Origin of the sequence: Kribbella catacumbae DSM 19601, from assembly GCF_000372465.1 — a bacterium.
In the GTDB taxonomy this organism is placed as follows: domain Bacteria; phylum Actinomycetota; class Actinomycetes; order Propionibacteriales; family Kribbellaceae; genus Kribbella; species Kribbella catacumbae.
Map to the genome: position 1 here is coordinate 1 of NZ_AQUZ01000058.1, position 24,701 is coordinate 24,701.

At 68.6% G+C, this 24,701-nt stretch carries 27 protein-coding genes; 19 read left to right on the plus strand and 8 right to left on the minus strand.

What is annotated here, in order from left to right; all coding sequences use genetic code 11:
• The first annotated feature begins 253 nt into the window (after positions 1 to 253).
• From A3ES_RS51905 to A3ES_RS49830, 12 genes are all read left to right on the plus strand, one after another.
• Positions 254 to 985: an SAF domain-containing protein gene (locus tag A3ES_RS51905; protein ID WP_020391990.1), complete on the plus strand. Its 732-nt coding sequence runs from the start codon at positions 254 to 256 to the stop codon at positions 983 to 985.
• Positions 985 to 1,800 carry a MinD/ParA family ATP-binding protein gene (locus tag A3ES_RS0137540; RefSeq protein WP_020391991.1) on the plus strand — a complete coding sequence of 272 codons (816 nt, stop codon included), beginning with the start codon at positions 985 to 987 and terminating at the stop codon, positions 1,798 to 1,800. The genes A3ES_RS51905 and A3ES_RS0137540 overlap by 1 nt, the downstream gene beginning before the upstream one ends.
• Entirely contained in the window at positions 1,800 to 3,107 is a 1,308-nt protein-coding gene (locus A3ES_RS0137545; RefSeq protein WP_020391992.1) for a TadA family conjugal transfer-associated ATPase, read from the plus strand. The genes A3ES_RS0137540 and A3ES_RS0137545 overlap by 1 nt, the downstream gene beginning before the upstream one ends.
• On the plus strand, positions 3,104 to 3,994 hold the full coding sequence (locus tag A3ES_RS49810) for a type II secretion system F family protein (RefSeq protein WP_020391993.1): 891 nt from the start codon (positions 3,104 to 3,106) through the stop codon (positions 3,992 to 3,994). Before A3ES_RS0137545 ends, A3ES_RS49810 begins: the two co-directional genes overlap by 4 nt.
• Positions 3,991 to 4,908: a type II secretion system F family protein gene (locus tag A3ES_RS0137555; protein ID WP_020391994.1), complete on the plus strand. Its 918-nt coding sequence runs from the start codon at positions 3,991 to 3,993 to the stop codon at positions 4,906 to 4,908. Before A3ES_RS49810 ends, A3ES_RS0137555 begins: the two co-directional genes overlap by 4 nt.
• Before the next feature lie 32 nt (positions 4,909 to 4,940).
• Positions 4,941 to 5,141 carry a hypothetical protein gene (locus A3ES_RS0137560; RefSeq protein WP_020391995.1) on the plus strand — a complete coding sequence of 67 codons (201 nt, stop codon included), beginning with the start codon at positions 4,941 to 4,943 and terminating at the stop codon, positions 5,139 to 5,141.
• Positions 5,142 to 5,144: 3 nt separating this feature from the next.
• Complete coding sequence (locus tag A3ES_RS0137565; protein WP_020391996.1) at positions 5,145 to 5,561, plus strand: TadE/TadG family type IV pilus assembly protein; 417 nt, start codon at positions 5,145 to 5,147, stop codon at positions 5,559 to 5,561.
• Between the two features lie 25 nt (positions 5,562 to 5,586).
• A complete protein-coding gene (locus A3ES_RS0137570) occupies positions 5,587 to 5,961 on the plus strand; it encodes a TadE/TadG family type IV pilus assembly protein (RefSeq protein WP_040456482.1) in 375 nt (124 codons plus the stop codon).
• Positions 5,958 to 6,362, plus strand: a complete 405-nt coding sequence (locus A3ES_RS0137575; RefSeq protein ID WP_020391998.1) for a pilus assembly protein TadG-related protein — start codon at positions 5,958 to 5,960, stop codon at positions 6,360 to 6,362. The genes A3ES_RS0137570 and A3ES_RS0137575 overlap by 4 nt, the downstream gene beginning before the upstream one ends.
• An 11-nt stretch (positions 6,363 to 6,373) precedes the next feature.
• The gene (locus A3ES_RS51910; protein ID WP_157630963.1) at positions 6,374 to 9,103 is read left to right on the plus strand and encodes an AfsR/SARP family transcriptional regulator; all 2,730 of its coding nucleotides are present in this window, start codon (positions 6,374 to 6,376) and stop codon (positions 9,101 to 9,103) included.
• 81 nt (positions 9,104 to 9,184) lie between these two features.
• On the plus strand, positions 9,185 to 9,850 hold the full coding sequence (bioD, locus tag A3ES_RS0137585; protein WP_020392000.1) for a dethiobiotin synthase: 666 nt from the start codon (positions 9,185 to 9,187) through the stop codon (positions 9,848 to 9,850).
• On the plus strand, positions 9,847 to 10,905 hold the full coding sequence (locus A3ES_RS49830) for a cytochrome P450 family protein (protein WP_063746042.1): 1,059 nt from the start codon (positions 9,847 to 9,849) through the stop codon (positions 10,903 to 10,905). Before bioD ends, A3ES_RS49830 begins: the two co-directional genes overlap by 4 nt.
• 42 nt (positions 10,906 to 10,947) lie before the next feature.
• Here the strand turns inward: A3ES_RS49830 and A3ES_RS49835 are convergent, their stop codons facing one another.
• Both A3ES_RS49835 and A3ES_RS0137600 read right to left on the minus strand, forming a co-directional pair.
• Positions 10,948 to 11,199, minus strand: a complete 252-nt coding sequence (locus A3ES_RS49835) for a type II toxin-antitoxin system RelE family toxin (RefSeq protein ID WP_020392002.1) — start codon at positions 11,197 to 11,199, stop codon at positions 10,948 to 10,950.
• Entirely contained in the window at positions 11,196 to 11,480 is a 285-nt protein-coding gene (locus A3ES_RS0137600) for a type II toxin-antitoxin system Phd/YefM family antitoxin (RefSeq protein WP_020392003.1), read from the minus strand. Before A3ES_RS0137600 ends, A3ES_RS49835 begins: the two co-directional genes overlap by 4 nt.
• Positions 11,481 to 11,643: 163 nt before the next feature.
• On the opposite strand from A3ES_RS0137600, the gene guaA reads away from it, so the two are divergent.
• The 3 genes from guaA to A3ES_RS0137615 all read left to right on the plus strand — a co-directional run bounded on the left by guaA (position 11,644) and on the right by A3ES_RS0137615 (position 14,502).
• Positions 11,644 to 13,194 carry a glutamine-hydrolyzing GMP synthase gene (gene guaA / locus A3ES_RS0137605; RefSeq protein WP_040456486.1) on the plus strand — a complete coding sequence of 517 codons (1,551 nt, stop codon included), beginning with the start codon at positions 11,644 to 11,646 and terminating at the stop codon, positions 13,192 to 13,194.
• A 30-nt stretch (positions 13,195 to 13,224) separates the two neighbouring features.
• Positions 13,225 to 13,476 carry an amphi-Trp domain-containing protein gene (locus A3ES_RS0137610; RefSeq protein WP_020392005.1) on the plus strand — a complete coding sequence of 84 codons (252 nt, stop codon included), beginning with the start codon at positions 13,225 to 13,227 and terminating at the stop codon, positions 13,474 to 13,476.
• Between the two features lie 63 nt (positions 13,477 to 13,539).
• The gene (locus A3ES_RS0137615) at positions 13,540 to 14,502 is read left to right on the plus strand and encodes an endonuclease/exonuclease/phosphatase family protein (protein WP_020392006.1); all 963 of its coding nucleotides are present in this window, start codon (positions 13,540 to 13,542) and stop codon (positions 14,500 to 14,502) included.
• Here the strand turns inward: A3ES_RS0137615 and A3ES_RS0137620 are convergent.
• Positions 14,486 to 15,268, minus strand: a complete 783-nt coding sequence (locus A3ES_RS0137620; RefSeq protein WP_020392007.1) for a TetR/AcrR family transcriptional regulator — start codon at positions 15,266 to 15,268, stop codon at positions 14,486 to 14,488. The two genes, A3ES_RS0137615 and A3ES_RS0137620, sit on opposite strands and share 17 nt — an antisense overlap.
• A gap of 74 nt (positions 15,269 to 15,342) precedes the next feature.
• On the opposite strand from A3ES_RS0137620, the gene A3ES_RS0137625 reads away from it, so the two are divergent.
• Together A3ES_RS0137625 and A3ES_RS49840 are read left to right on the plus strand one after the other, a co-directional pair.
• Entirely contained in the window at positions 15,343 to 16,176 is an 834-nt protein-coding gene (locus A3ES_RS0137625; RefSeq protein ID WP_026163572.1) for an NmrA family NAD(P)-binding protein, read from the plus strand.
• A gap of 37 nt (positions 16,177 to 16,213) precedes the next feature.
• The gene (locus tag A3ES_RS49840; RefSeq protein WP_040456475.1) at positions 16,214 to 17,233 is read left to right on the plus strand and encodes an Rv2578c family radical SAM protein; all 1,020 of its coding nucleotides are present in this window, start codon (positions 16,214 to 16,216) and stop codon (positions 17,231 to 17,233) included.
• Positions 17,234 to 17,238: 5 nt separating this feature from the next.
• On the opposite strand, the gene A3ES_RS0137635 is transcribed toward A3ES_RS49840, so the two are convergent.
• On the minus strand, positions 17,239 to 17,847 hold the full coding sequence (locus tag A3ES_RS0137635) for an SMI1/KNR4 family protein (protein ID WP_020392010.1): 609 nt from the start codon (positions 17,845 to 17,847) through the stop codon (positions 17,239 to 17,241).
• Positions 17,835 to 18,608 (minus strand): type I methionyl aminopeptidase, encoded by a 774-nt coding sequence (gene map, locus A3ES_RS0137640; protein ID WP_020392011.1) that lies wholly within the window; start codon positions 18,606 to 18,608, stop codon positions 17,835 to 17,837. Before map ends, A3ES_RS0137635 begins: the two co-directional genes overlap by 13 nt.
• Positions 18,609 to 18,669: 61 nt before the next feature.
• On the opposite strand from map, the gene A3ES_RS49845 reads away from it, so the two are divergent.
• Both A3ES_RS49845 and A3ES_RS0137650 read left to right on the plus strand, forming a co-directional pair.
• A complete protein-coding gene (locus A3ES_RS49845; protein ID WP_083933946.1) occupies positions 18,670 to 19,200 on the plus strand; it encodes a CapA family protein in 531 nt (176 codons plus the stop codon).
• 63 nt (positions 19,201 to 19,263) lie between these two features.
• Positions 19,264 to 19,821 (plus strand): 23S rRNA (adenine(2058)-N(6))-methyltransferase Erm(C), encoded by a 558-nt coding sequence (locus A3ES_RS0137650; RefSeq protein WP_026163574.1) that lies wholly within the window; start codon positions 19,264 to 19,266, stop codon positions 19,819 to 19,821.
• Between the two features lie 58 nt (positions 19,822 to 19,879).
• Here the strand turns inward: A3ES_RS0137650 and A3ES_RS0137655 are convergent, their stop codons facing one another.
• From A3ES_RS0137655 to A3ES_RS0137665, 3 genes are read right to left on the minus strand one after another with little or no spacing between them, the layout of a single operon-like run.
• Positions 19,880 to 21,616, minus strand: coding sequence for an ABC transporter ATP-binding protein (locus tag A3ES_RS0137655; protein ID WP_020392014.1), 1,737 nt, complete (start codon positions 21,614 to 21,616; stop codon positions 19,880 to 19,882).
• Entirely contained in the window at positions 21,613 to 23,334 is a 1,722-nt protein-coding gene (locus A3ES_RS0137660; RefSeq protein ID WP_020392015.1) for an ABC transporter ATP-binding protein, read from the minus strand. The genes A3ES_RS0137655 and A3ES_RS0137660 overlap by 4 nt, the downstream gene beginning before the upstream one ends.
• A 54-nt stretch (positions 23,335 to 23,388) precedes the next feature.
• Complete coding sequence (locus tag A3ES_RS0137665; protein ID WP_020392016.1) at positions 23,389 to 24,552, minus strand: DUF418 domain-containing protein; 1,164 nt, start codon at positions 24,550 to 24,552, stop codon at positions 23,389 to 23,391.
• Between the last annotated feature and the right edge of the window lie 149 nt (positions 24,553 to 24,701).

Consider the following 24,701-nt stretch of genomic DNA (forward strand, 5'->3'; position numbering starts at 1 on the left):
GCGCCGTACCGGTTCACTCCAGCCTCCCCGAGATCTGATACAAACACCTGATCGTAGGTGACAGCGGGTCCGCAACCAGTCGCGGCAAGTTGCAGGAAGCTGCAACTTGCACTGACCCAAAGTGACCGCTCAGCACGTTACTGTTGCACGGACTGACTGAGTTGGACGTCAGTTTGTTGGCGTACGCCTAGCGGGGGCGGGCGCTGCTCGCCGCCCAGAGGAACCCCGCCAAGCCGTGAGGAGAGCGGGTCAGATGTCCAGCAAAGCCGGCACCGAGTCGGCGGATCGGCAACGTCAGCGCGCCCAACGAGGCGTAGGCGTTCCTGGTCCCGCACCAACGTCCAGTCGGCTTCCGACCACACCTCGCCGACGGCGTCCCGCCATCGCGGCTCTGGCTGCGCTGCTGGTTGTCGGTGGCGCGTTGGTGGCCGGCGTGCTCGCGGTCCGGATGGACGAGCGTCAGTCGTACCTGCAGGTGTCACAGGATGTGGCCGTCGGGCAGAAGATCACCCGCGCCGATCTCACCGAGGCGCAGGTGGCCGGTGACGTTCCCGGCCTGATCTCGACTTCTCTTGCAGGTCAGGTGGTCGGCCGCTACGCGAAGGTGGCGATGGCCAAAGGTCAACTGCTGGACCGCGCGATGCTGACGCTGCAGGGTCCGCTGCAAGCAGGCAAGGCCGCGGTCGGCATCGTCCTGGTCGACGGACGGACTCCCGCCGAAGGGCTGGCTTCCGGCGATCTCGTCGAGTTGGTCAGGATCGGCCAGGGATCCACCCCACCCGCGGTGATCGGTGAGGCCACGGTGCTGACCGTCAGTGCGGACGAGAAGAAGGGATCCGGGCTCGGGGAGAAGTCCTCGACGGCCGTGAAGACGGCGACCGTGCTGGTCGACCGGCAGGACGTCCAGGCGATAACCGATGCCTCCGGCAACAACAAGATCGCGGTCGCGCTGCTGCAACGCGGTGCTTCGTTGGAGGACAAGTAGTGGGTCTGTACGTCGTCGCCGCGGCCAAGGGCTCCCCGGGGGTCACAACTTCGGCGGTGGCCCTGGCCGGCGTTTGGCCAGGCGAGCCGATTCTGGCGGATCTCGATCCCGCCGGCGGCGACATCGCCTTGCGCTACAGGGATCCGTCCGGCCAGCCGCTCGACCCTGACCGAGGGCTGCTTTCACTCGGCGCAGCGGTCCGACGAGGTACCGCGGAAGTTCGGCTGACCGACCACGTGCAGCAACTGTCGGGCGGCCTGGAGGTCCTGGCCGGTGTCAGCTCACCAGGTCAGGTCCAGGGCCTCGGCCCGACCTGGCAACACCTGGCGAAGTCACTGCGCTCGGTGCCTGGCCGGGACGTGATCGCCGACTGCGGCCGGCTGATGCCTGGCTCTGCGACCGTGCCCATCCTGCAGAGTGCGGACGCGGTTCTGATGCTCGCGCGGCCAACGCTGGAAGGGCTGTCGCACCTCCGGGAGCTGATCCGTGGTCTGTCCGACATCCTGCAACTCGGCTCGTACGACGCTGTGCCGGTCGGCGTCGCGTTGGTCACGTCGTACCGGGATGCACGCTCCGCGGGCAACCTTCGGGCGATCTTGACGCAGGCCGGGCTGTCGGCCTCGGTGCTCGGCATCCTGGCCGAGGACGACAAGGCAGCAGCCGCGATCCGGATCGGAGACAGCCGCCGGGCGAGGCAGTCGTTGCTCACGCGGTCGGCAGCCGAGATCGGCGACCGGCTACGAGCGCTCGGGCGCGACCGCGTCGAGGGTGTGCCGCCGGCTCAACCTCTCGGACAAAGCTGGGGACGCGGCTGATGGACCAATCACTCGTACGCAGCCTCCGTGAGGAAGTAGCGGAGATCCTGGCCCGTCAGCGACGCGAGGACACCGCCAACGGTCTCCCGCAGATGACGGCGGAAGACGAGCGCCAGTTCGCCCGAGCGGTCGTCGCGCGCGTCCTGGAAGCGCATGCGCGGGGAGAACTGGCCGCCGGCCGGACCCCGCCCGGTGCGGGCGAGGAGCAGGACCTTGCCGACGGCATCCATGCCGCGCTGTTCGGTGTCGGCCGGCTGCAGCCGTTGCTGGATGACCCCATGGTGGAGAACGTCGACATCAACGGCTGTGACCGCGTCTTCATCGGGTACGCCGATGGCCGCGAGGAACGGGCCGACCCGGTCGCGGAATCCGACGACGAGCTGGTGGAGCTGATCCAGACACTCGCCGCGTACTCCGGACTGGCGAGTCGCCCGTTCGACTCCGCCAACCCACAACTGGACCTACGCCTCCCCGACGGCAGCCGGTTGTCGGCTCTGATGGGGGTGTGCTCACGGCCGTCGCTGTCGATCCGGCGAGCCCGGTTGGCCCGGGTGAGCCTGGAGATGCTGATCGACTACGGCACCATCAGCCCTGACCTGGCATCCTTCCTGTCCGCGGCTGTCCAGGCACGGAAGAACATCATGATCGCCGGTGCCACCAACGCCGGGAAGACGACGCTCCTGCGAGCACTGGCGAACGAGATTCCGGCCGACGAGCGGCTGATCACGGTCGAGCGGGCACTGGAGCTCGGACTCGACGAGTTCGAGGACCTGCACCCGAACGTGCTGGCCCTGGAGGAGCGGCTGTCGAACTCGGAAGGCCAGGGCGCCATCGTGATGGCCGACCTGGTCCGGCGGAGCCTGCGGATGAATCCGAGCCGGGTGATCGTCGGTGAGGTACTCGGCGACGAGATCGTCACCATGCTGAACGCGATGAGCCAGGGCAACGACGGCTCGCTGTCGACCATCCACGCGAACTCCTCGCTGGAGGTCTTCAACCGGATCTGCACCTACGCGATCCAGTCCGCCGAGCGGCTTCCGGCCGATGCCACGATGATGCTGATCGCCGGGGCGATCGACTTCGTGGTCTTCGTCGAGCGGCGCAACGAGTTCGCCAGCGGCGGCAACCTGCGCCGGGTGGTCACCTCGGTGCGCGAGGTCAACGGCGTGGACGGCAGGGTGCTGTCCAGCGAGATCTTCGCCGCCGGCCCGGGTGGGATGGCGGTGCCGGCAGCCCCCATCAGTTGTATGCCGGAGCTCCAGGCCGTCGGCTACCAAGGCGCGGCGCCGGCCGGGTGGGCGTCGTGAACGCCATCTCACCTTCTCTGTTGCTGATCGTCCTGGCCGGCGCGGTCGCTGGTGGAGCCCTCCTGTTGCTGATCATGGCCCTGGTCCCCCGGGAGCAGTCCGCCGAGCTGAAGGCGCCGTCGGCGATCGTCGGAGCGCTGCGGCGAGCCGGTCTCCGGCTGCCCATCGCCGTCGGTGTGGCCCTGCTGGTCTTGCTGCTGACCCGGTGGCCGGTCGCAACGATCGCCAGCGGAGTCCTCGTCTTCGCCTGGCCGATGCTGTTCGGTGGCGCCAACGAGGAACGGGTGGCCATCGCCCGGCTCGACGCAGTAGCTGCCTGGACGGAATCGCTGCGGGACACCGTCGCGGGTGCGGTCGGCTTGGAGCAAGCGATCCCCGCCACCGCCTACGCGGCATCGCCGGCCATCCTGAAAGAGCTGTCAGTCCTTGCGGATCGGCTCAGGGTCCGGGTTCCGTTGCCGCAGGCGTTGCAGAAGTTCGCCGACGAGATGAACGACTCGAGCGTCGATCTCATCGTCGCCACCCTGATTCTGAATGCGCGGCTCCGCGGTCCGGGCCTGCGCGAAGTACTGACCTCACTGGCCGAGTCGGCCAGAGCCGCGCTGGACATGCGCCAACGGGTCAATGCCGGACGGCGGAGTACCAGGCGCAGCGTGCAGATCGTGATCGCGGTCGCGCTGGTGTTCGTCTTCGGGTTGTCGATCTTCAACCGTGACTACGTGGAGCCGTACTCCAGCCCGGTCGGCCAGGGCGTTCTGCTGGTCATCCTCGGGCTGTACACGGTCGGGTTCTTCTGGCTGCGGCGGCTGGCGAGCTTCGAAGTACCGGAGCGCTTTCTGCACGCGCGCGATCGGCTTCCCGACGCCGAGAGCGGGAGCCGGCGATGACCCTGATCATGCTCGGCGGTGCCGTGATGGGACTGGGGCTGCTGCTCGGCATCCGGCTGCTGGACCGATCCGCGCCCGACGGTGCGGTCGGCCTGATGCAGCTCGACGCGGACCGGCGCCGGTTCCGTCAAGAGGTCAGCTTGACTGCCGACCGGCGGCATCAGGCAGAGTCGCTGCGCGCACGCCGCCTGGGTGGGAACCTGCGCCGGCTGCTGGATGCCCGGGGCTTCCAGCTGCCACCGGCGATCCGCGCCGACCTCGGCGTGACCGGCCGATCGCTGGAAGCCCACCTGGCCTCCAGCCTGATGAGCGGAGTGGCCGGATTCTTCGTACCGATCCTGGTACTCGCTCCGGTCGGTGTGGTGACCGGCGGCATCCCCGTCGTGGTTCCGGTCTGGCTGGCACTGGTCGGGGTGGCCATCGGCCTGGTGTTGCCGACCGCGCAACTGCGCACTGTCGCGGCGGACCGCCGTCGCGACTTCCGGCACGTCGTCAGCGCCTTCCTCGACCTGGTGGCGATGAACCTGGCCGGTGGCCGCGGCGTACCCGAGGCGCTGTCGTCGGCGTCCGGGATCAGCGACGGTTGGGCGTTCGTGCGGATCCGGGACACCCTCGAGACCGCGCGGCTGCAGGGAATCACCCCGTGGGCCGCCCTCGGCGAGCTCGGCGAGGAGCTGTCCATCGACGAGCTCCGCGACCTGTCGGCAGCGCTGGCCTTGGTTGCAGAGGACGGCGCAAAGGTTCGGGAGTCGCTCACCGCCCGTGCGGTCTCCATGCGGCGGCGCGAACTGGCCGACACCGAAGGCCGGGCGCAGGCGCGGTCCCAGTCGATGTTGATGGCCCAGATGCTGCTCTGCGTCGGCTTCCTGCTCTTCTTGATCTACCCAGCGGTCGCCCGGGTGATGGGACTGTGACGCACCGAGTGACCGAACAGAAAGGAACGACGATGACAACTTCGACCAATCAGGCGGTCATGCTGCTCCGGGTACTGATCGGAGCCCGGATCGATCGTGCCCGGTCGTCCGAGCAAGGCGCCTCCGCGGTCGAGTGGGTAATCATCTCGGCACTGCTCATCGGCGTCGCTCTGGCCGTCGGCGCGATCATCTTGAGCAAGCTGACCGGCAAGGCCGAGAAGCTGCCGCTGTGACCCATGGCTGACCGGTCGGGGAGGACGAGGCGGCGTCGCCGGCTCCGCTCGGAGCTCGGTGCCAGCACCATCGAGCTGGTGGTCTACGCGCCGATCCTGATGCTGTCGATCTTCCTGACCATCCAGTTCGCCCTGATCTACCTGGGCAACCAGGCCGCGTCGTCCGCCGCTCGCGAGGCCGCGCGGACGGCCCGTACGACGCTCGACAGTGGCGCCGCGCAGACGGCTGGGCAGGCGTACTCGGACAAGGTTGGCAAAGGCATCCTCGAGGACGTGGCCGTGACGGTCGAACCGGTCGGCACCGAGCAGGTCCGGGTGGTGGTGACCGGTCACGCCCTCAAGATCACCCCGTTCATCGACCCACCGACCGTGACCCAGGTCGTCCAAGGCCCTCTGGAGGAGTTCCGTGCGGACCGCTGAACGTCGTCGTGACGATCGCGGTTCGATGGCTATCGAGATCGTTCTGCTCGCTCCGGTGATGATGGCCTTCATCCTGCTCGTGGTCGCCTGCGGCCGGTACGTCGCGCTCCGCGGTGACATCGAGGCCGCCAGCCGGGACGCCGCCCGGGCGGCATCGCTCGAGCGAACCGCGGGCGCGGCCGAGGCCGCGGCCCGCGACGTCGCGGCGGCGTCCTTGCGGAATCCCGAACAGTGCCGGCCGATCGAGCTGACCGGCGATTTCGTTGCTGGCGGCACCATTACCGTGACGGTCAGCTGCGACGTCTCGTACGCCGGCCTGGGGCTGATCGGCCTGCCAGGGTCCAGAGAGTTCAGCGCCAGCAGTTCGGCACCGCTGGACACCTACCGGAGAACAGGATGAGGCGGCGCACGGAGCGGGGATCCGCCACCGTGTTCATGCTCGGATTCGCCACCGTGTTGCTGGCCGGCGCGGGTTTGGTGATCGACGGCGGGCTGGCCCTGAACGGGAGGCAGCGGATCGCCGATGATGCCGAGCAGGCCGCACGCTACGGTGCCGGAGCGATTGACGAAGCGGCGTACCGGAGTCGTGGTGAATTGGTGGTCGACCGCGGAACCGCGATCGACCGGGCGACGGAATTCATGGCCGACCGTGGCTACCGCAACATCTCGGTGTCAGTCGACGGTGGCGAGGTAACCGCCTCGGCTGAGGGGACCGTCGAAACGGTGCTGTTGAACCTGGTCGGCATCGGTTCCTTCACGGTGCAGGGCGAGGCGACCGCCGCAGCGGTGGACGGGCCGTAGGAGGAGAGACGATGACGCAGACACCTAGTCCGCAGCGCTTCCTGGAGCGCCCGGAACCGCGGCGACACCGCTCAGCCGGTCGCGCCTTTGTGGCGGCGATCGCGCTGCTGCTCCTGATAGCTGGAGTCCCTGTTGCGCTCCTGCTTCTGTCAGGACCACCACCGCTTCCTCAGGGCTGGCCGACCAAGGAAAACCTGTCCCAGCCGATCGGGATCGGGGCGCTGCTGACAGTTCTCACCTTCGTGGTCTGGGTGGCGTGGCTGCATTTCGTCGTCTGCGTGATCGCCGAGCTGGCCAATGCCCTCCGAGGTCATGGCGTACCACGGCCCATCCCGCTGGGTGGTGGAAGTCAGCGCATCGCGCGAGTACTCGTCAGTGCGCTGATCGTGACCGGGATCGCGACCGGCCAGGCAGTCGCAGGTGCGGGCGCGACACCCGCTGGACCGTCGGCTTCCGCGACACACACGGTGAGCGCAAGTCAGCAAGAGCCTGCGTCGCAAGTAGCCGTCGTGGCAACTGCTACCGGTACCTCCGCGGGCACCAGCCAGGTCGTAGGCAACAAGGATCCGCTGGCGGGCAAGAAGGTCTACCTGGTCAAGGCGCCGCACGGGCACCACCACGACAACCTGTGGGACATCGCGGAGAAGCATCTCAACGACGGCCGCCGCTATCCCGAGATCTACGAGCTCAACAAGGACCGGATCCAGCCGGACGGCCAGCGGCTGCACCTCGCCCGGCTGATCATGCCGGGCTGGAACCTGATCATGCCCGAGGACGCGGTCGGGGTCTCGCGGCTGCCCACCGAGGTGCCCCTGGACCAGCACCGTACGCAGACTCCGAAGCCGGTCGAGCAGCCGAAGCAGACCGCCGGAGCAGACGATCACGTCGAGCAGCCGAGCGTCACGGACCACGGGCACGCCGGCTCGGACGCAGTGCAGTCCGACTCACGCTGGCGCCTGCCCAGCGACCTCCTCGGCGGCGGGCTGCTGACCGCGGGCCTCCTTGCCCTCCTCCTGGTGGAGCGCCGGCGACGCCGCGGCCGCGATCCGGAGCAGGCGGCGACAGCGGCCGAGGTCGCACTCCGGGTCGGCGGCGATCCTTCGCGATCGATCGCACTCGACTGGGCATTGCGTGCCTTGGGCAATGACTGCGAAGCTGCCGGCGTCCCCTTGCCGCCGGTCTTCGCCGCGCTGATCGATGACGAGTGGATCGAGCTCCTGCTCGCACCTGGCCAGCAACCCGCCCCTACTCCGTGGCAAACCCTCGAACAGGGTCAGCGCTGGCGGCTCGCCCGATCCGAACTGACCACGGACACCGGCGGTGCCGCGCCGTACCCGGCCCTGGTCTGCCTGGGGCGCGACGAGGAGGGCCGCGACGCATTGGTGAACCTCGAAGCGGCCAGTGGCGCGGTGAGCATTCAGGGGGACTCGGTGGTGGCCCGCGAGGTGGCGAACTCCGTGGCCGTGCAGCTCGCGACCAACCCATGGGCGGATCTCCTCGAGGTGACCGCCTGGTCCCTGCCCGACGGACTCGACCAGATCCTGTCCGACCGGCTCCGCGTCGTCCGTGACCTCGACGCTCTGATCCCGGAATTCGAGGCGGGCGGAACGGACTTCGATGTACTGTCCGGCCGGACCGGCCGTGCAGCGGACGAGGTGCCGCGGTATGTCGTCCTGGGTGCGCCGCCGAGCGAGACCTCCGCGACCAGGCTTGCGACGTTGGCAGGACGTGGACAGAGCGGGTTCGGCCTGCTGATCGCCGGCCCTGTCGCCGGCGCACGGTGGCAGCTCCTCGTGGACGAGTCCGGGACCCTCCGAGTTCCGTCGCTCGGCCTGACAGTCCGGGCGAGCCGACTCGCGGAGAGCTCCCTCGACCTGGTCACCGAGTTGCTCGCCTCGGCTCGCTCGACCACCGCCGATCCAGCCGGACAACTCCGGGTGCCGCAGACAGGCAGGTCGGGCGACGACTCGGCCTGGGTCACTGCCAAAGTGCGAGTCGGTGTGCTCGGAAGGCTCGAAGTACGAGCTCAGGGCCAGCTCGAGGCCGCCCGGGAACCGCTCGCGACCGAGCTCGTCACCTTCCTCGCACTTCATCCCGGCGGCGTGCACCCCAGCGTGCTGGCCGCATCGGTCTGGCCCCGAGGAGTCACCGCCGAAGTCCGCGACGCGACCGTGCAACGTGTCCGGCAATGGCTCGGTACCGATTCGCAAGGCGGACACCAGCTCCGTAGCGACAGCACCGGACGGCTCTACCTCGGACCGGAGGTGGCTGTGGACTGGGATTGCTTCTGCGAGTTGTTGCGGCGCAGCAGAACGGCGCAGACCACCCGAGATGAACGAGAACTCCTCCGGCGCGGAATGCACCTGGTCCGAGGTCAGTTCCTCAGCGGTCGTGCGCCAGGCGCCTACTCGTGGATCGCTCGCGTGCACCTGGAACGCGTTGTCCCAGATCTCGTCGCACAGGCGGCGCACCGCCTCGCGGAGTTGTCCATCGGCGACGACGATCCAGCCGGCGCAGCCAACGCAGCAAGGGCGGGACTCCGGCTGACCGTGGGTACGGAGTACCTCTGGCGCGACCTGCTGATCGCCGAGTTCCGCCATGGTGGCCAAGTCGCTGCCGAGCAGGTCGTCCAACTCCTCGGCGAGACCGCCCAGGGGCAGGGACTCCTGCTCAGCGCCGAGACCCACGCCCTGATCGAGGAGCTACTCCCTGGACACAACCCAGCCCAGCGGGTGAGCTGAAAAACGTTAGTCAGCTTCGTGCGGACCCCTGCACCCTGGGGTCTGTCCCTGGGGCTGTCCCCAGGCTTCTAGGATCAGCTGATGCACAAGGTTCTGTTCGTTACCGGTACTGACACCGGGGTGGGGAAGACCGTGGTCACGGCTGCGCTGGCGGCGAGTGCGGTCGGGCGCGTGGCGGTGGTGAAGCCTGCGCAGACGGGGGTTACCGCGGATGAGCCGGGGGATCTGCAGGAGGTTCAGCGGCTGACCGGGCTGGACGATCTGCACGAAGGGGTGCGGCTGCTCGAGCCGCTGGCGCCGACGACGGCTGGGCGGCGGCAAGGTGTTGCGCTGCCGTCCGTCGATGAGCACGCGCAAACCATCGAGAAGCTGGCGGCCGATCGGGACCTGGTGCTGGTCGAAGGCGCGGGCGGGTTGCTGGTCGGACTGGATGACGACGGCAACGATCTGGCCGATCTCGCGGCCGGGCTGGAGATTCCGTTCGCGTTCGTGGTGGTCGCTCGCGCCGGTCTGGGCACGTTGAACCACGCCGGGCTGACGGTCGAGGCGTTGCGGGCGCGGGGGTTGCCGATTGCCGGTCTGGTGATCGGATCCTGGCCGGCTGAGCCGGATCTCGCCGAGCAGTGCAACTTGGACGACTTGCCGACGACGACCGGCGTACCGGTGATCGGGCGGGTTCCGGCGGGCGCCGGGGACCTGGATCGGGAGGCGTTCGTGGCTGCGGCGGCGGGCTGGTTCGGCAAATGACTCGCTGCCCGGCTCGGTACGACGAAGAGCTGGGGATGTGGGTTGTCGACGAGCCGGCTGAGGTTCGTGAGGTGCTGCTCGATCCGGAGACGTTTCGGCCGGACAACGCGGTCGTCGCCCACACCGCGCTGAGCGTGAAAGCACTGCGGGTGCTGCAGGGGGTCGGGTTCGTGTTGCCGCCGACGCTGGCGAACAACGCCGGAGCGTCGCATCGGCCGATTCGGGCGGCGGTGGCGCGGTTCTTCAGCCCGGCTCGGGTTGCCGCGGTCGAACCGCTGACGCGAAGGCTGGTGTCCGATCGGGTGGCGGTCGCGTGGGAGTTGCTCGACGCCGGTACGACGGACCTGGTCGAGGTGATCGCGGCCGAGCCGCCGGCGCTGGTGCTCCTGGACATGCTCGGGTTGCGCGACGTCGACGTACCGGAGTTGAAGGCGTGGAGCCGGGAGTCGCTGGAGTTGTTCTGGGGCTGGCCGGATGACGATCGGCAGTTGGAGCTCGCGCACAGTGCGGCGGAGTTCTACGGATGGTTGCGGAAGCGGGTCCTGGCGGCTCGTCGGTTGCCGGGCGAGGACCTGTTCGGGGTGTTGGTGCGGCTCGGGCTGAGCGATGAAGAGGTATGCGCTGTGGCTTACTTCCTACTGATCGCCGGCCAGGAAACGACGACCCAGCTGATCTCGACCGCCTTCCTCCGGATGCTGGGTCGTGCTGTCGACGACGACGCGGCGGCGGTCGTCGAGGACGTACTGCGCGATTCGTCATCCGTCCCGACCTGGCGCCGGGTCACGACTCGGCCGGTTGCGGTCGGTGACGTGGAGCTGCCCGCCGGTGAGCCAATGCTGCTGGGGCTGACCGGCCATGGCGGGCCCGCCGATCTCGCCTTCGGGCTCGGCGTCCACCGCTGCCTGGGCGCCGGTCTCGCGCGACTGGAGGCCCGGATCGCCTTAGGATGCGCGGCGCCGCTGCTGTCCGCAGTACGGGCTGTCGAGATTGAGCCGCCGATGATCGAGCTGCTCTCCTTTCGCGCGCCCGCGCGGGTGCTGGTGACTCGCGCTTGACGCCGGACCAATCGGATCGTCAGATCACCCGCGCCCTGCAGGTCACCCCGGCACCCGGCCGAGCGACCACACCCGCACCAAGTCGTCGCCGACCTCGTACAGGACCCGGTAGTCGCCCACTTGGAGCCGGTGGAAGGTGCTGCCGCTGAGGCGTGAACTGCCCGGCGGGCCCGGATCGCGGGCGAGCATGTTCACAGCCACCATCACCCGACGGGCAGTCACCTTGGCGGTCGCAACCAATTCTCTGAATGCCGGGAGCCAGGCGGTGTCGTAGATGAGGTTGCGATCGGTCACCGTGCCTGGTCCGCTGCGTCCGCATCGGCCAGCATCTCGTCCATCATCCGCTGCGCCTCTTCGCCGCTGACCCACTGTGGCCCGCGCTTTTTGATCTTCTCGATCACCGCGAGGTCAGCAGCGTCCTCGAGAGCCTGGTAGCGCGCGAGCATCTCCGGGGAGATCAGCACCGCCGCAGGCTTACCATGGTCGGTGATCAGCACGGGCTGATGCCCGTAGCGCGCCTCGTTCACCATCTCGGCGGTCTTCTTGTTCGCCTCGGTCATCGTGTACGTCGACATGCTCCCATCTTACTCGGCCAGTGCCGGAAATTCTGGAAATTCCAGACTGGCCGGGTGGTCTGGACTAGAGGCTGAGCACGGGGAAGCCTTTGCGCGGGCCGGTGTGGGCGGCGGGATCTGGCGCGATTACAGTCCCGCTGACCTGCACCGATACCCTTTGCAGGTGACTGAGCATGAGCTGGTTCTGGTCGTGGACTTCGGGGCGCAGTACGCGCAGCTGATCGCACGCCGGGTGCGCGAGGCGAAGGTGTACTCCGAGATCGTGCCGTCGTCGATGCCGGTCGAGGAGATGCTCGCCCGGAATCCGAAGGCGATCATCCTGTCGGGCGGTCCGCAGTCGGTGTACGCCGAGGGCGCGCCGCGGGTGGACTCCGGGCTGTTCGAGGCCGGGGTGCCCGCGTTCGGGATCTGCTACGGGTTCCAGGCGATGGCGCAGACGCTCGGCGGCGAGGTCCGGCGGACCGGGCTGCGCGAGTTCGGGCGGACGCCGGTCTCCGTGAGCGAGCCTGGGACGTTGCTGGCCGGCGTACCGGAGGATCTCAACGTCTGGATGTCCCACGGCGACGCGGTGTACGCGCCGCCGGCCGGGTTCGCAGTACTGGCTGGGTCTACTGGTGCGCCGGTCGCGGCCTTCGAGGATCTCGACCGTCAGCTCGCCGGTGTGCAGTGGCACCCGGAGGTGCTGCACTCTCAGGCCGGCCAGGCGGTGCTGGAGCACTTCCTCTACGACATCGCGGGCTGCAAGGGCGACTGGACCACGACGAACGTCGTCGACGAGCAGGTCGAGCTGATCCGTCAGCAGGTCGGCGACAAGCAGGTGCTGTGCGCGCTGTCCGGCGGCGTCGACTCCGCGGTCGCGGCCGCCCTGGTGCACAAGGCGATCGGCGACCAGCTCACCTGCGTGTACGTCGATCACGGGCTGCAGCGCGCGGGGGAGTCGGAGCAGGTCGAGAAGGACTACGTCGCCGCGACCGGTATCCGGCTGGAGGTCGTCGACGCGGAGGACCAGTTCCTCAGCGCGCTGGCCGGCGTCACGGATCCCGAGCAGAAGCGCAAGATCATCGGCCGCGAGTTCATCCGTACCTTCGAGGCGACGGCCCGCAAGCTGGACGCCGAGCGGCACATCGAGTTCCTGGTCCAGGGCACCCTCTACCCGGACGTGGTCGAGTCCGGCGGCGGGACCGGGACGGCGAACATCAAGTCCCACCACAACGTCGGCGGACTGCCCGACGACCTGCAGTTCTCGTTGATCGAGCCGCTGCGGACGCTGTTCAAGGACGAGGTCCGTGAGCTCGGGCTGGCCCTCGGGCTGCCCGAGGCGATGGTCTACCGGCACCCGTTCCCCGGCCCGGGGCTGGCGATCCGGATCGTCGGCGCGGTCGACAGGGAGCGGCTGGACATCCTTCGCGCCGCCGACCTGATCGCCCGGACCGAGCTCACCGCGGCCGGCCTGGACCGCGACATCTGGCAGTTCCCGGTGGTGCTGCTGGCCGACGTCCGCTCGGTCGGCGTCCAGGGCGACGGCCGCACCTACGGCCACCCGATCGTGCTCCGCCCGGTCACCAGCGAGGACGCGATGACCGCGGACTGGGCCCGGCTGCCGTACGACGTACTGGAGAAGATCTCGACCCGGATCACCAACGAGGTCGACGAGATCAACCGGGTCACCCTCGACATCACCAGCAAGCCGCCGGGCACCATCGAGTGGGAGTAGTAAGGACCCTTTAGGTGTGAGGATTAGGGCATGGCTGAAAGAGATGTTGAACGTGAGTACTCCGTAGCGGACTTCGCCGCCAAACTGCGCCGGCTGGCGGATGCCCTGGAGTCCGGCAAGCCGTTCCGGATCCAGATCGCCGGCGAGCGGTTCACCGTACCGAAGAACGCGCAGGTGAGTGTCGAGCACGAGCGTGGGGACGACGAGGAGGAGGTCGAGTTCCAGCTGAAGTGGAGCCTGGCCGACACCGACGAGGAGCCCGAGGACGACACCGAGGTCTGACCCTCCCACCCCCCCAGCTCAAGCCGTACAGTGAGGCAAGGGGCTTGAGCCTGGGGAGGGCTGATGACGCTCACGGTGGGGACGTTCAATCTGAACAATCTTTTCGACCGCTGGAATTTCGCGGGGGCGGTCGAGGTGCTGGCGGCGGGGACGAGTTCGGTGCCGGCGACGTACACGTTCGACGACGAGCATCGGCGGCGGCTGCAGCTGGACGGGCGGGGCAAGCTGCTGGTGTCCAAGCCGGCCGCGGAAACCGACCGGGTCGCGGAGCGGTTGCTGGCGGCGGATGTCGACGTCTGGGTGGTGCAGGAGGTCGAGAACATCGATGTCCTGCGGGAGTTCAACCGCGATCACCTCGGCGGCGCCTACCCGCACGTGATGGTGATCGACGGCAACGACGCAGTCAGGTTCATCGACATTGGGATCCTGTCCCGGCGGCCGCTGGGTGGGGTGACGAGTTATCAGCGGATGTTCCACCCCGACGTACCGACCCGGCCGATCTTCTCCCGCGACCTGGTCGAGGCGGAGATCCTGGACGCCAAGGGACGCCGCGTGCTGACCATTTTCGGGACGCATCTGAAGTCGAAGTTCGTCGACTTCACCGTCGCCGACCCGGTCGCGGCCGCCGCCGCGGCGCAACTACTGCGGCAGCGGCAGGCCGAGACGATCACCCGGATCATCGCGGCCCGGACGAGCAGCCGTCAGCGGTACCTGCTCTGCGGCGACATGAACGACACCCCGGACTCGTCGGCGCTGGCCGCCTATCAGCAGGCAGGCCTGGCCAACGCACTCGAGTCGCCGACTGAGATCGGCACGGTCACGACGACGGTGCAACTGCCGACGAACCCGGCGTGGACCTCGACCTTCAAGCCGTCCGGGCAGCCGCGCACGTTCGACCTGATCGACCAGATCTGGCTGTCACCGGCGCTGGTGCCGAGGCTCACCGGTGCCTTCATCGGCCGCCGCCGCAAGCTGGCCCGCGACGGCACCGACCACGATCCCGCCTGGATCACCCTGGATCTCTGAGGGCCTCGATGCCGTCGAGCAGGCGGTCCAGGCCGAAGCGATAGGACTCGTCGGCGGCCTCACGGGTGCCGTCGCCATAGCCCTCGGCGTTCCAGATCGCCGTCATGGTGGGGTGCCGCTCGACGTCGAAGTACGTCTCCCACAGGTCGTACCGCTCGTTCCACCACGCGTCGTGGCTCTGCCCGGTCGACCGTTCCAGTTGCTCGCTCTCGGCCTCCAGACCGGCCGCCGAGTCGATGTACGTCGTGATCGCCAGCGCCGCCGTATTGGTCTGCCGAGCAGACAGACCGAGTACTGCGCACGCCGACAGCAGGTACTCGCGGGCGGCCAGCATGCCCGGGCCGACGGGCGGGCGGATCGTGGAGATGCTGGCCAGCCAGGGGTGCCGGCGGAACATGGCGCGGGTCTGGTCGGAGTACAGGTTGATCTGGTCGCGCCAGGTGGCGGGCCGTGGTTCGCCGGGGCCGGGGAGGGCGCGTTCGGCGAGGACCTGGTCGACCATCAGGTCGAGGAGCTCCTCCTTGGAGGGGACGTAGGTGTAGAGCGTCATGGTGCCGACGCCGAGGGCTTTGGCGACGCCGTTCATCGAGGCGGCTGCGAGGCCTTTCTCGTCGGCGAGGGCGATGCCGGCGTCGACCACCGTGTTCAGGTCGAGGGTCGGACGGCGGCCGAGCGGGGGTTTGGTCGCGGGACCGGGGTGCTGGTTTCGCCAGAGCAAGGCCAGGGTCCGGTCGGCCGGACCGCCGCCGCTGTGCCGCTCTGCCATCTTTCCTCCCCGATTCGGTCGTCGACGAACTTTCTCATAGGCGCTCGAGGTCTATTCTCGTATACCCTACGAGAATGACGATTCTGGTGACGGGTGCGACGGGAAGTGTGGGACGGCTGCTGGTGGACGAACTGGTTGCCGCGGGTGCTCCGGTGCGGGCGCTGACGAACAATCCGGCGAAGGCCGCCTTGCCTGGCGGGGTGGAGATCGCGGAGGGATATCTGGGTCGCCCTTCGACTCTGCCCGCCGCGTTGAAGGGGGTGGACACGGTCTATCTCGCGCCGCTGCCCGCTCTGGTGGATGACTTCGTCGCCCATGCGCTGAAGGCCGGCGTACGGCGAGTGGTCGCGTTGTCGGGTTCGCCGGCGGAGTACGAGGCGCAGGGGGATCCGTCGGGGTGGCACTACTACAGGCTGGAGCGGGCGATCGAGGATGCGGGGTTCGAGTGGACTCATCTGCGGCCGGGGCAGTTCATGAACAACACGCTGGACTGGGCTGAGTCGATCAAGACCGAAGGGGTGGTGCGGGCGCCGTACCCGGAGGCGGCGCAGACGCCGATCGACCTCGCGGATATCGCCGCGGTGGCGCGCGTCGTCCTGCTGGACGAGAGCTATACCGGGCGCAAGTTGATGATGAGTGGGCCTGAGGCGATCACTCAGCCGGAAGAGGTGGAGTTGATCGGTGCCGCGATCGGGCGGCCGCTGCGGTTCGAGGAGTTGTCGCCGGAGGAGGCGATCGCCGCTTGGGCGCCGTTGATGGGCAAGGAGACGGCGGAGTGGCTGGTGGACGGGTTCCGGATGATGGCGGAGTACAAGATGGCGCCCGAGCCGACAGTGCTGGAGGTGACCGGCCGGGAGGCGCTGGCGTACCGGGAGTGGGCCGTGCGGAACGCTGACGCCTTCCGGTGAGTTGAATCGCCAGTGAACATGTGTTCGACTATCATCCATGCGATGGGCTGGACAACGGATCGAAGCAGAGGTGCCCGGGACGTTGCCCGGGCTGGGGTCGATCGCGGGGCTGGTCCGGAGCGTGACGACGCCGGAGTTCCGGGGCGTCACGTTCCACGAGGTGCTGGCCCGCTCGGCGCTGAACAAGGTGCCCGGGGCGGGGTTGCCGTTCAACTGGACGATCAACCCGTACCGCGGCTGCACCCACGCCTGCCGGTACTGCTTCGCCCGGCCGACCCACCGGTACCTCGAACTGGACACCGGGCTGGACTTCGACCAGCAGATCGTGGTGAAGACGAACGTGGCGGACGTCCTGCGCCGGGAGCTGGCGCGGCCGTCGTGGGCTGGTGAACAAGTTGCCCTCGGCACCAATACCGATCCGTACCAGCGGGCGGAGGGGCGCTATCGGTTGATGCCGGACATCATTGAGACGCTGGCGGCCTCGGGGACTCCGCTGTCGATCCTGACGAAGGGCACGTTGCTCCGGCGCGATCTCGGCGTACTGGCTGCGGCGGCCGAGGAGGTGTCGGTCGGGCTGGGGGTGTCGCTGGCGCTCGTGGACGATGACCTGCGTCGCCTGGTCGAGCCGGGAGTGCCGTCGGTGCGCGGCCGGCTGGACCTGATCCGGGCGATCCGCGAGGCGGGGTTGCCGTGTGGCGTGATGGTGGCGCCGGTGCTGCCCTGGCTGACGGACTCGGCCGAGCAGCTCGATCACCTCTTCGGCGAGCTGGCCGAGGCGGGGGCGACCGGCGTCACCCCGCTGGTCCTGCATCTCCGGCCAGGCATGAAGGACTGGTTCATGACGTGGCTGGCTCAGGAACGCCCGGAGCTGGTCAGTCGCTACGACCAGCTCTACTCCCACGGCGCCAATGCCCTACCCAGCTTCCGTAATGCCTTCGGGGAGAAGGTCCGCCCCCTCCTCGACAAGCACGGCTTCGGCCGGGTTCCCCAATTTTCAACCCGCCGTCCGCCGACGCCGGTGATCACCCCGCCCCCGGATCAGCAGACCCTCTTCTGAACTGGTCAGGATGGAGCGGGCAGGAGTGGCTCGCCGTTGAGGTCGGTTTGGTTGGCGGTGCTCCACCAGAGCTCGCCGAAGGCGGTCAGGTACGGGTACCAGCCGTTCACGCCAACGCCGTTGTCGAGGGCATCAGCGGTGTCGGTCAGGTATGCCCCCAACGTCGGCCAGGCACCGTCGAAGAAACCGCCGCCGTCGTGCACTGCCCAGCCCAGCCGCTCGTACCCCGGACCCGGCCGCAGGTCGATCACCTGCGAGTCCCCGTCGGACCCGGCGAATGGTAGCCACAGCTCGTGCCACCAGGGCTCGTCGCCTGGCCCGGCCGGGGTAAGACCGTCGAAACCCTCAGCGACGTCCATACACATCTGTCGGTGTTCCACGATGTCCGCGACCGACAGTGGCGGGTTCTCGGGAAGGATGTTCGCCCATTTGAGCAAGCCGTCGTGGCGGCGCAGCGATTCGATCAGCTCGGCTGGAAACGTCATCCCCAGCGTGACCTGCGCAGCGGCGATCTCACCCGGGTCGGCTGGTGGGGCGAGCACGGCTGCGCTGGCCGGGGCGTGCCGCCTAAGCCAGTCCTCGATCCGCGCCCACGCCTCGGTCACCGCGCCCATGCGGTGAGGATTTCTGGTCCGTCGGGGGTGATGGCGACCGTGTGTTCCGCGTGCGCGCCTCGGGTGTGGTCGGCGGAGCGGAGGGTCCAGCCGTCTTCGGCGATGACGTAGACGCTGCCGGGGCCGTGCCAGAACCACGGCTCGATGGCGATCACGTGTCCGGGGCGGAGTTTCAGGCCTCGGCCGGGGTGGCCGCCGTTGGGGACGTGGGGTTCCTCGTGCATCCGGCGGCCGATGCCGTGGCCGCCGAAGTCCAGGTTTGTGCCGACGCCGGCTCGGTGGCCGATCTCGCCGATGGCCGCGCCGATGTCGCCCAGACGGGCGCCCGGCACGGCTGCCGCGATTCCGGCTGCCAATGCCTGCTCGGTCGTCTCGATCAGCTCCAGGTCCTCGGCGCGCGGAGTACCGACGATGAAGCTGGTGGCCGAGTCGGCGCACCAGCCGTCGAGTGAGGCGCCGCAGTCGACGTTCAGCAGGTCGCCGTCGGCCAGCCGCAGGTCGCTGGGCAAGCCGTGCAGCACCGCGTCGTTCACCGACGTGCAGATGACGCCGCTGAACGGGCTGGTCGCGAATCCGGGCTGGTATCCGTCGAAGAGCGACACCGCCCCTGCGGACCGGAGTACCTCGCGGGCGACCTCGTCCAGCTCGCGCAGGGAGACACCGACCGCGGCTTGTTTCTTCACCGCGCTCAGGGCCGCGGCAACTACTTGGCCGGCGGCGCGCATCTGCTCGATCTCGGCCGTGGTCTTCAAGTCCACCATCTACTGAGTCCTCGACTTCACGTGACAGTTATACCGGTTCAACTTTTTCGTCCTCTGCCACCTGGAGACCCCGCTCGGTACGCCGCCCACCGGCTACCCACTCTTCCAAGGCCCGCCGCAGATCGTGCCCGCGCTGATCAAGACCGGGTACGACGCTTGCACCACTGCCAGCAATCACAGCTTCGACAAGGGTGCGGCGGGGGTCGACCGTACCCTGAAGCTGCTCGATCAAGCCGGGATGAAGCACGCCGGTACGGCGCGCACCCGCGAAGAAGCCGCGACTCCCACGATCGTCCCTGTGCAAGGCGTCAAGGTCGCGTTGCTCAGCAATCTGGTCGCCGCCCATCGGCAGCCCGCGAGCCCGAAGTCCGAAGGCCTGCTGGTGAAGTTCACCTTCCGCAAGGACGGCGACCGGTGGAAGGCGGATGCGCAGTACGCGCCACTGTTGATGACCGACACGCTGCCGGTTCGCGTGCTCGACGTACAGCGCGAGCTGGCCAAGCCGGGGCTCTCCAAGGCCAAGAAGGCCAGGCTGGAACTGGCTGAGCGGCGTACCAGTGAGACCGTCGGCGCTGGCCTGAAAATGCTTTGATGAGCAGGTGATCCACCGTCTAGGGTCGACTCATGTCTATCAACTACTTCGTGATGGTTCGTCGTGCCCGCCTCCGGGCAGGCGAGGGGTGCCTGGGGATGGCATCCGCTCGATAGTCGTTGGGCCCAACGCGTCGTGGACGCCGCCGGGGTCAAACCCGGTGAACTAGTTCTCGACGTCGGTGCCGGCCTCGGCGCGATGACCGCGCCGCTGGTCCGGGCCGGAGCCCAGGTGGTGGCCGTTGAGCTCCACCCTGTCCGTGCCGACCGGTTGCGTCGGCGGTTCGCGGATGATCCGGTGACGGTGGTTCGTGCCGATGCCGGTGATCTCCGGTTGCCGTCACGGCCGTTCCGGGTCGTCTCCAGTCCGCCGTACGGGATTTCCACTGTGTTGCTGAAGAGATTGCTTGCGCCAGGCTCTCGTCTGGTGTCGGCGGATCTCGTCCTGCAGCGGCAGGTGGTCAACCGGTGGATCAACCATCAAGCTCCAGCAGCTGCCAGATGGAGCCGGCACTACGACCTATCGATCGGGATTCGCCTTCCCCGCAAGGCTTTCTCGCCCCCACCCCATGTCGATTCCGCCGTCCTGGTACTGCGCAAGCGCAGCCGGACCCGACCGTAGGAAACGCCAAGGCCCCGCTGCCCAGAGGTGAGCAGCGGGGCCTCCGGCGTACAGAGACTCAGCCGTGCCAGGAGTTCCAGAGTGCGGCGTACGACCCCTGCCGGGCGACCAGTTCGTCGTGGCTGCCGAGCTCGCTGATCCGGCCGTCCTCGACCACCGCGACCCGGTCGGCGTCGTGCGCGGTGTAGAGCCGGTGGGCGATCGCGATCACCGTCCGGCCTTCCAGTACTGCGGCCAGCGACCGCTCCATGTGCCGGGCCGCTCGTGGATCGATCAGCGAGGTCGCCTCGTCGAGCACCAGCGTGTGCGGGTCGGCCAGCACCAGTCGCGCCAGCGCCAACTGCTGCGCCTGCGCCGGCGTCAACGCGACCTGGCCCGAGCCGACGCGGGTGTCGAGCCCGTCCGGCAACGCCTCGGCCCACTCGCGCGCATCGACGGCCGCCAACGCCTCCAGCAGTTCGGTGTCGGAAGCGTCCTCGTGAGCCATCGAGAGGTTGTCCCGCAGCGTTCCGACGAAGACGTGGTGCTCCTGGGTGACCAGCGCGACCTGCTTGCGGAGGTCGTCCAGGGGCAACTCAGTCATCCCGACCCCGCCGACGGTCACCGATCCGGTGCGTGGCGGATGGATGCCCGCGACCAGCCGCCCGAGCGTCGACTTGCCGGCGCCGGACGGACCGACCATGGCGATCCGCTCGCCCGGCTGGACGGTCAGGTCGATGCCGTGCAGCACGTCGCGACCGTCGACGTACGAGAAACGCACATCGCGCGCCTCGACCAGCTCGCCGGACGGCGTACGTCCCGTCGGTGTCCGGTCGTCCGGTACGCCGGTGATGCCGAGCAGCCGGGCGAGTGAAGCGCCACCCACCTGCAGCTCGTCCATCCAGGAGATCAGCCGGTCGACCGGATCGATCAGCTGGTTCACGTACAGCACGCCGGCCGTGACCGCGCCGAGCGAGATACTGCCGTTGATGTGCAACCAGCCGCCGAACAGCAGCGTGCCGACGATCGGCACGACATAGCCCACCTCGACGACCGGGAAGTACACCGTCCGCAGGAACAACGTGTACCGCTCGGCGTTGTACGAGCCGCGGATGTCGTCGTCGGTCCGCTGGACGCGGTCTTCGTACCGCTGCAGTGCCTCGACCGTGCGAGCGCCTTCGACGGTCTCGGCGAGCGAGCTGGTCAGCTGCGCGTACGCCGCGTTCTCGCGCAGGTACCCGTCCTTGGCGCGGCGCAGGTACCACCTGGTGCTCACGACCAGCAGCGGCACCATCGCCAGCATCGGGACGAGCACCCAGACGCCGACGAGCAAGGCCGCACCGACCGTGAACAGCACGGTCACGAACGCCACGATCGTCTCCGGTACGGCGAACCGCACTGTCCTTGACAATGCGTCGACATCCCGCGAGGTACGCGACAGCAGATCGCCCGTCCCGGCCCGCTCGACCGTGCCGATCGGCAGCGCCAGCGCGTTGTCGACGAACTCCTCGCGTAGCTCGGCGAGCACCTGCTCGCCGAGCGCGAACGAGCGGAACCGCGCCCACCTGGTCAGTAACGACTGCGCCACGATGAACACGGCGATCACCAGGATCACCTGGTTGATCTTGCTCGCCGTCGTGCCGCGCTGGACGTCCTCGACCAGGACACCGATCAATCGTGGCGCAGCCAGCCCGGACACCGCGGCGAGTGCGTGCAGCCCCATCGTCGTGATCAGCGCGCGCGGATGCCGCCGCGCCAGCCGCCGGGCATGCCGGCGGACCTCGGCGGAGCTCGCCACGGGCAGGATCTGTCTCATGCGCGCACCTCCTCGTCTTCGGTCTGCCGAGTGACTGTCCTGCGGTACAGCGGATCGCGCGCGAGCAGCTCGCGATGCTTGCCAGTAGCAACGACTCGCTCTGCGGCGACGAAGATCACCTCGTCGACGCGGTCCAGCAGTAGCGGACTCGAGGTGAGCACCACCGTGCTGCGACCGGTCCGGTGCTCGCGCAGCCGGTCCGCGATCCGCGCCTCGGTGTGGGCGTCGACCGCGGAGGTCGGCTCGACCATCACCAGCACCGACGGGTCGGCGAGCAGCGCGCGGACCAGAACCAGCCGCTGCCGCTGACCACCGGAGAACGAGCGGCCCTTCTCCTCTACCTCCGAGTCGAGCCCGTCGGTCAACGCGACCAGCACGTCTTCGGCGGACGCAGTACGGATCGCTGTCATCAGCTCTTCGTCGGTCCGCCGATTGCCGGGGTCGAGCTCGTGGCGCAGCGTGCCGGTGAAGAGTTGCGACCCGGTGTCGCTGACCAGGATCCGGGCCCGCACGTCCGCCCGGGTCGCGCTGGCGAGGGTGACTCCGCCGTACCGGACCTCGCTGGCGTCGTCGTACCGGCCGAGCCGGTCGGCCAGCCCGGCGGCGCGGTCCGGCTCGGCGGAGACGATTGCGGTCAGCAGGCCATTTCGCGCGCGGATCCCGGAAACGGGGTCGACCAGGTCGCCGGCCGAGGGCAGCCGCACGGGCTGGGCCGGATCCACGACGTCAGGCGTCAACGCCAGCACACGGTTGACCCGCCCGGCTGCGACCAGGCCGCGCATCAGCTTGTCGGCTGCCTCGGTCGCCGTCCGCAGCGGCAGCACGAGGAAGGTGGCATATCCGTAGAAGGCGACCAGGCTGCCTGGGCTCAGCTCGCCACGCAGGGCGAAGTGAGCGCCGAGGCCGACGACGATCACGATGAAGATGCCGGGCAGGAGCACCTGAGCCGCGTCGAGCACCGACTGGATCCGGGCCACCTTCACGCCCGCGGTACGGACCTCCTGGGACTCACGCCGGTACCTGCGCGAGAACGAGTCCTCGCCGCCGATTCCCCGCAGCACTCGCAGACCGGCGACGATGTCGGAGCCCAGCGAGTTGAGTTCGCTGACCGCCTCGCGTTGCGCGGACTGCCGGGCGTGCAGCGGCCGCAGCATCGGGCCGAGGCAGAACAGCATCAGCGGTACGCCGATCAGCACGACCAGGCCGAGCAGGGTCGACGACGACAAGAGAATCACCGCGACCACGAAGAACGCGACGACCGCACCGGCGAACCGGCCGGTCACCTCGAGCACGTTGCCGATGTAGGCCAGGTCGCCGGCGCCGACGCTGACGACCTCACCGGTGGCGAGCTGCTTGGGCAGCGTGGCGCCGAGGTCCGCCGACTTGCGGGTGACCACCTGGACCGTCCGATAGGCGCCGGTCAGCCAGTTCACCACGACGAACCGGTGCCGCATGATGCCGGCCAGCGCCTGCACCACGCCGACCCCGAACAGCACGGTGCTCCACAGCAGCAACCTCTCGAGGTCACCCGTGGCGATGCCCTCGTCGATCGCCTTGCCCAGCACGGCCGGCACGAACGCCTGCGCGCTCATCGCGAGGACTCCGAACAGCATCCCGCCCGCGAGCGTGGCCTTCTGCCCGCGCGCCACCCAGAGCAGATAGCGGGCAGGCGTGCGGTGATCAGGTGTGCCGGGATCGGCCAGTGGGAGCTGTCTCATAACCCTTCGAGGCTATGCGGCGGCACCGACAAAAGCATTCGAATAAAAGGCGCCTCAGCCGCGGTACGTGAGTTTCCTCAGCAGAACCTCGAACGGACCACGGACGCCGGCTCGCCNCATCCACTCGGCGAGGCCGACTGTCGCGGCCCAAGTGACGACGGCCAGGAGCGCCGACTGCCACAGGCGCATGCTGTGGCCGAGATCGAGCAGGTACGGGAAGAACAGCACAGCCCAGACGACCGACTGGCTCAGGTAGCAGGTCAGCGAGCGCTGCCCGGTCGCCTGCAGAGCAGCGACGAACACGTTGGCCTTGTCGACCCGCAGCGCCCACAACGCGATCAGCGCGGCGTACGCCGGTCCGCCGGCCAAGCCGGACAGCGCATGCAGTGCAGCGGCCGGTACGACGCCCTGGGTCGAGCTGGACAGGATCCCTGAGGTGTAGAGCGCCAGCGGGACACCACCGAGCACGGAGACCGGCAGACCAATGGCGACAATCCGGCGTAGCAGTACGCGATGCTGCTCGGGTTCTTCGAGGAGTCGGCGCTTGGCGGCCCAGATCCCGAGCAGGAGCGAGGCCGCTGCGGTGATGGCCAGTACTGGCGCGGAGACGAGGATGCCGCCGAGCCGGAGGACGATGCCGAGCAGTGGGTTCTCCTCGACGCTCCACGGATAGACCTGTGTGACGGTGTCCGGGCTCATCGGTGCGGCGAAGAAGGCGTAGACGGCCGCACCGACCACCGCCCAGACCCCGGCAGCGATCAGCAGGCGACGATCGCTGTGGCGCAGCGCGCCCACCAGCAGCAGGGCCAGCAACCCGTACGCCGCCAGGATGTCGCCGTAGTACAGCAGTGCCGCATGTGCGACCCCGAACAGCACCAGCCACCGGCCCCGGCGGCGCAGTAGCGAACGGACGTCGGGCCAGGGGGTGCCGTTGCGCTCCTGCCGCCGGGCGATCTGCACCATGCCGTAGCCGAACAGGGCGGCGAACATCGTGTAGGACCGGCCGTCGACGAGTATCGTCTCGGCGAACGCCACGAGCTGATCGGCCAGCGTGGAGGCGACGGGGATGGCGCGGATGACAGTGATGGCGTCGGGGTGCAGGAAGCCATGCGTGTTGGCCAGGGCGATGAACAGCAACATCATGCCCCGGGCGAGGTCGGGGCCGAGGGCCCTAGCGGTGACCGCGGTCGGACCGGTGGACTGCGTCGTACTGCTCATCCAAGGAGCCTAGAAACGATTCCTCCCGACCACATCCGTCCTCGGAGGTACCCGGCTGTCCACCGATCAGGGGACAGCTCAGTTGGCGGGCTAGCTTCATCTTGCGTTGGGCAACGGGTTCCCCGGTCGCCATCTGCGCCGCCTGTTCT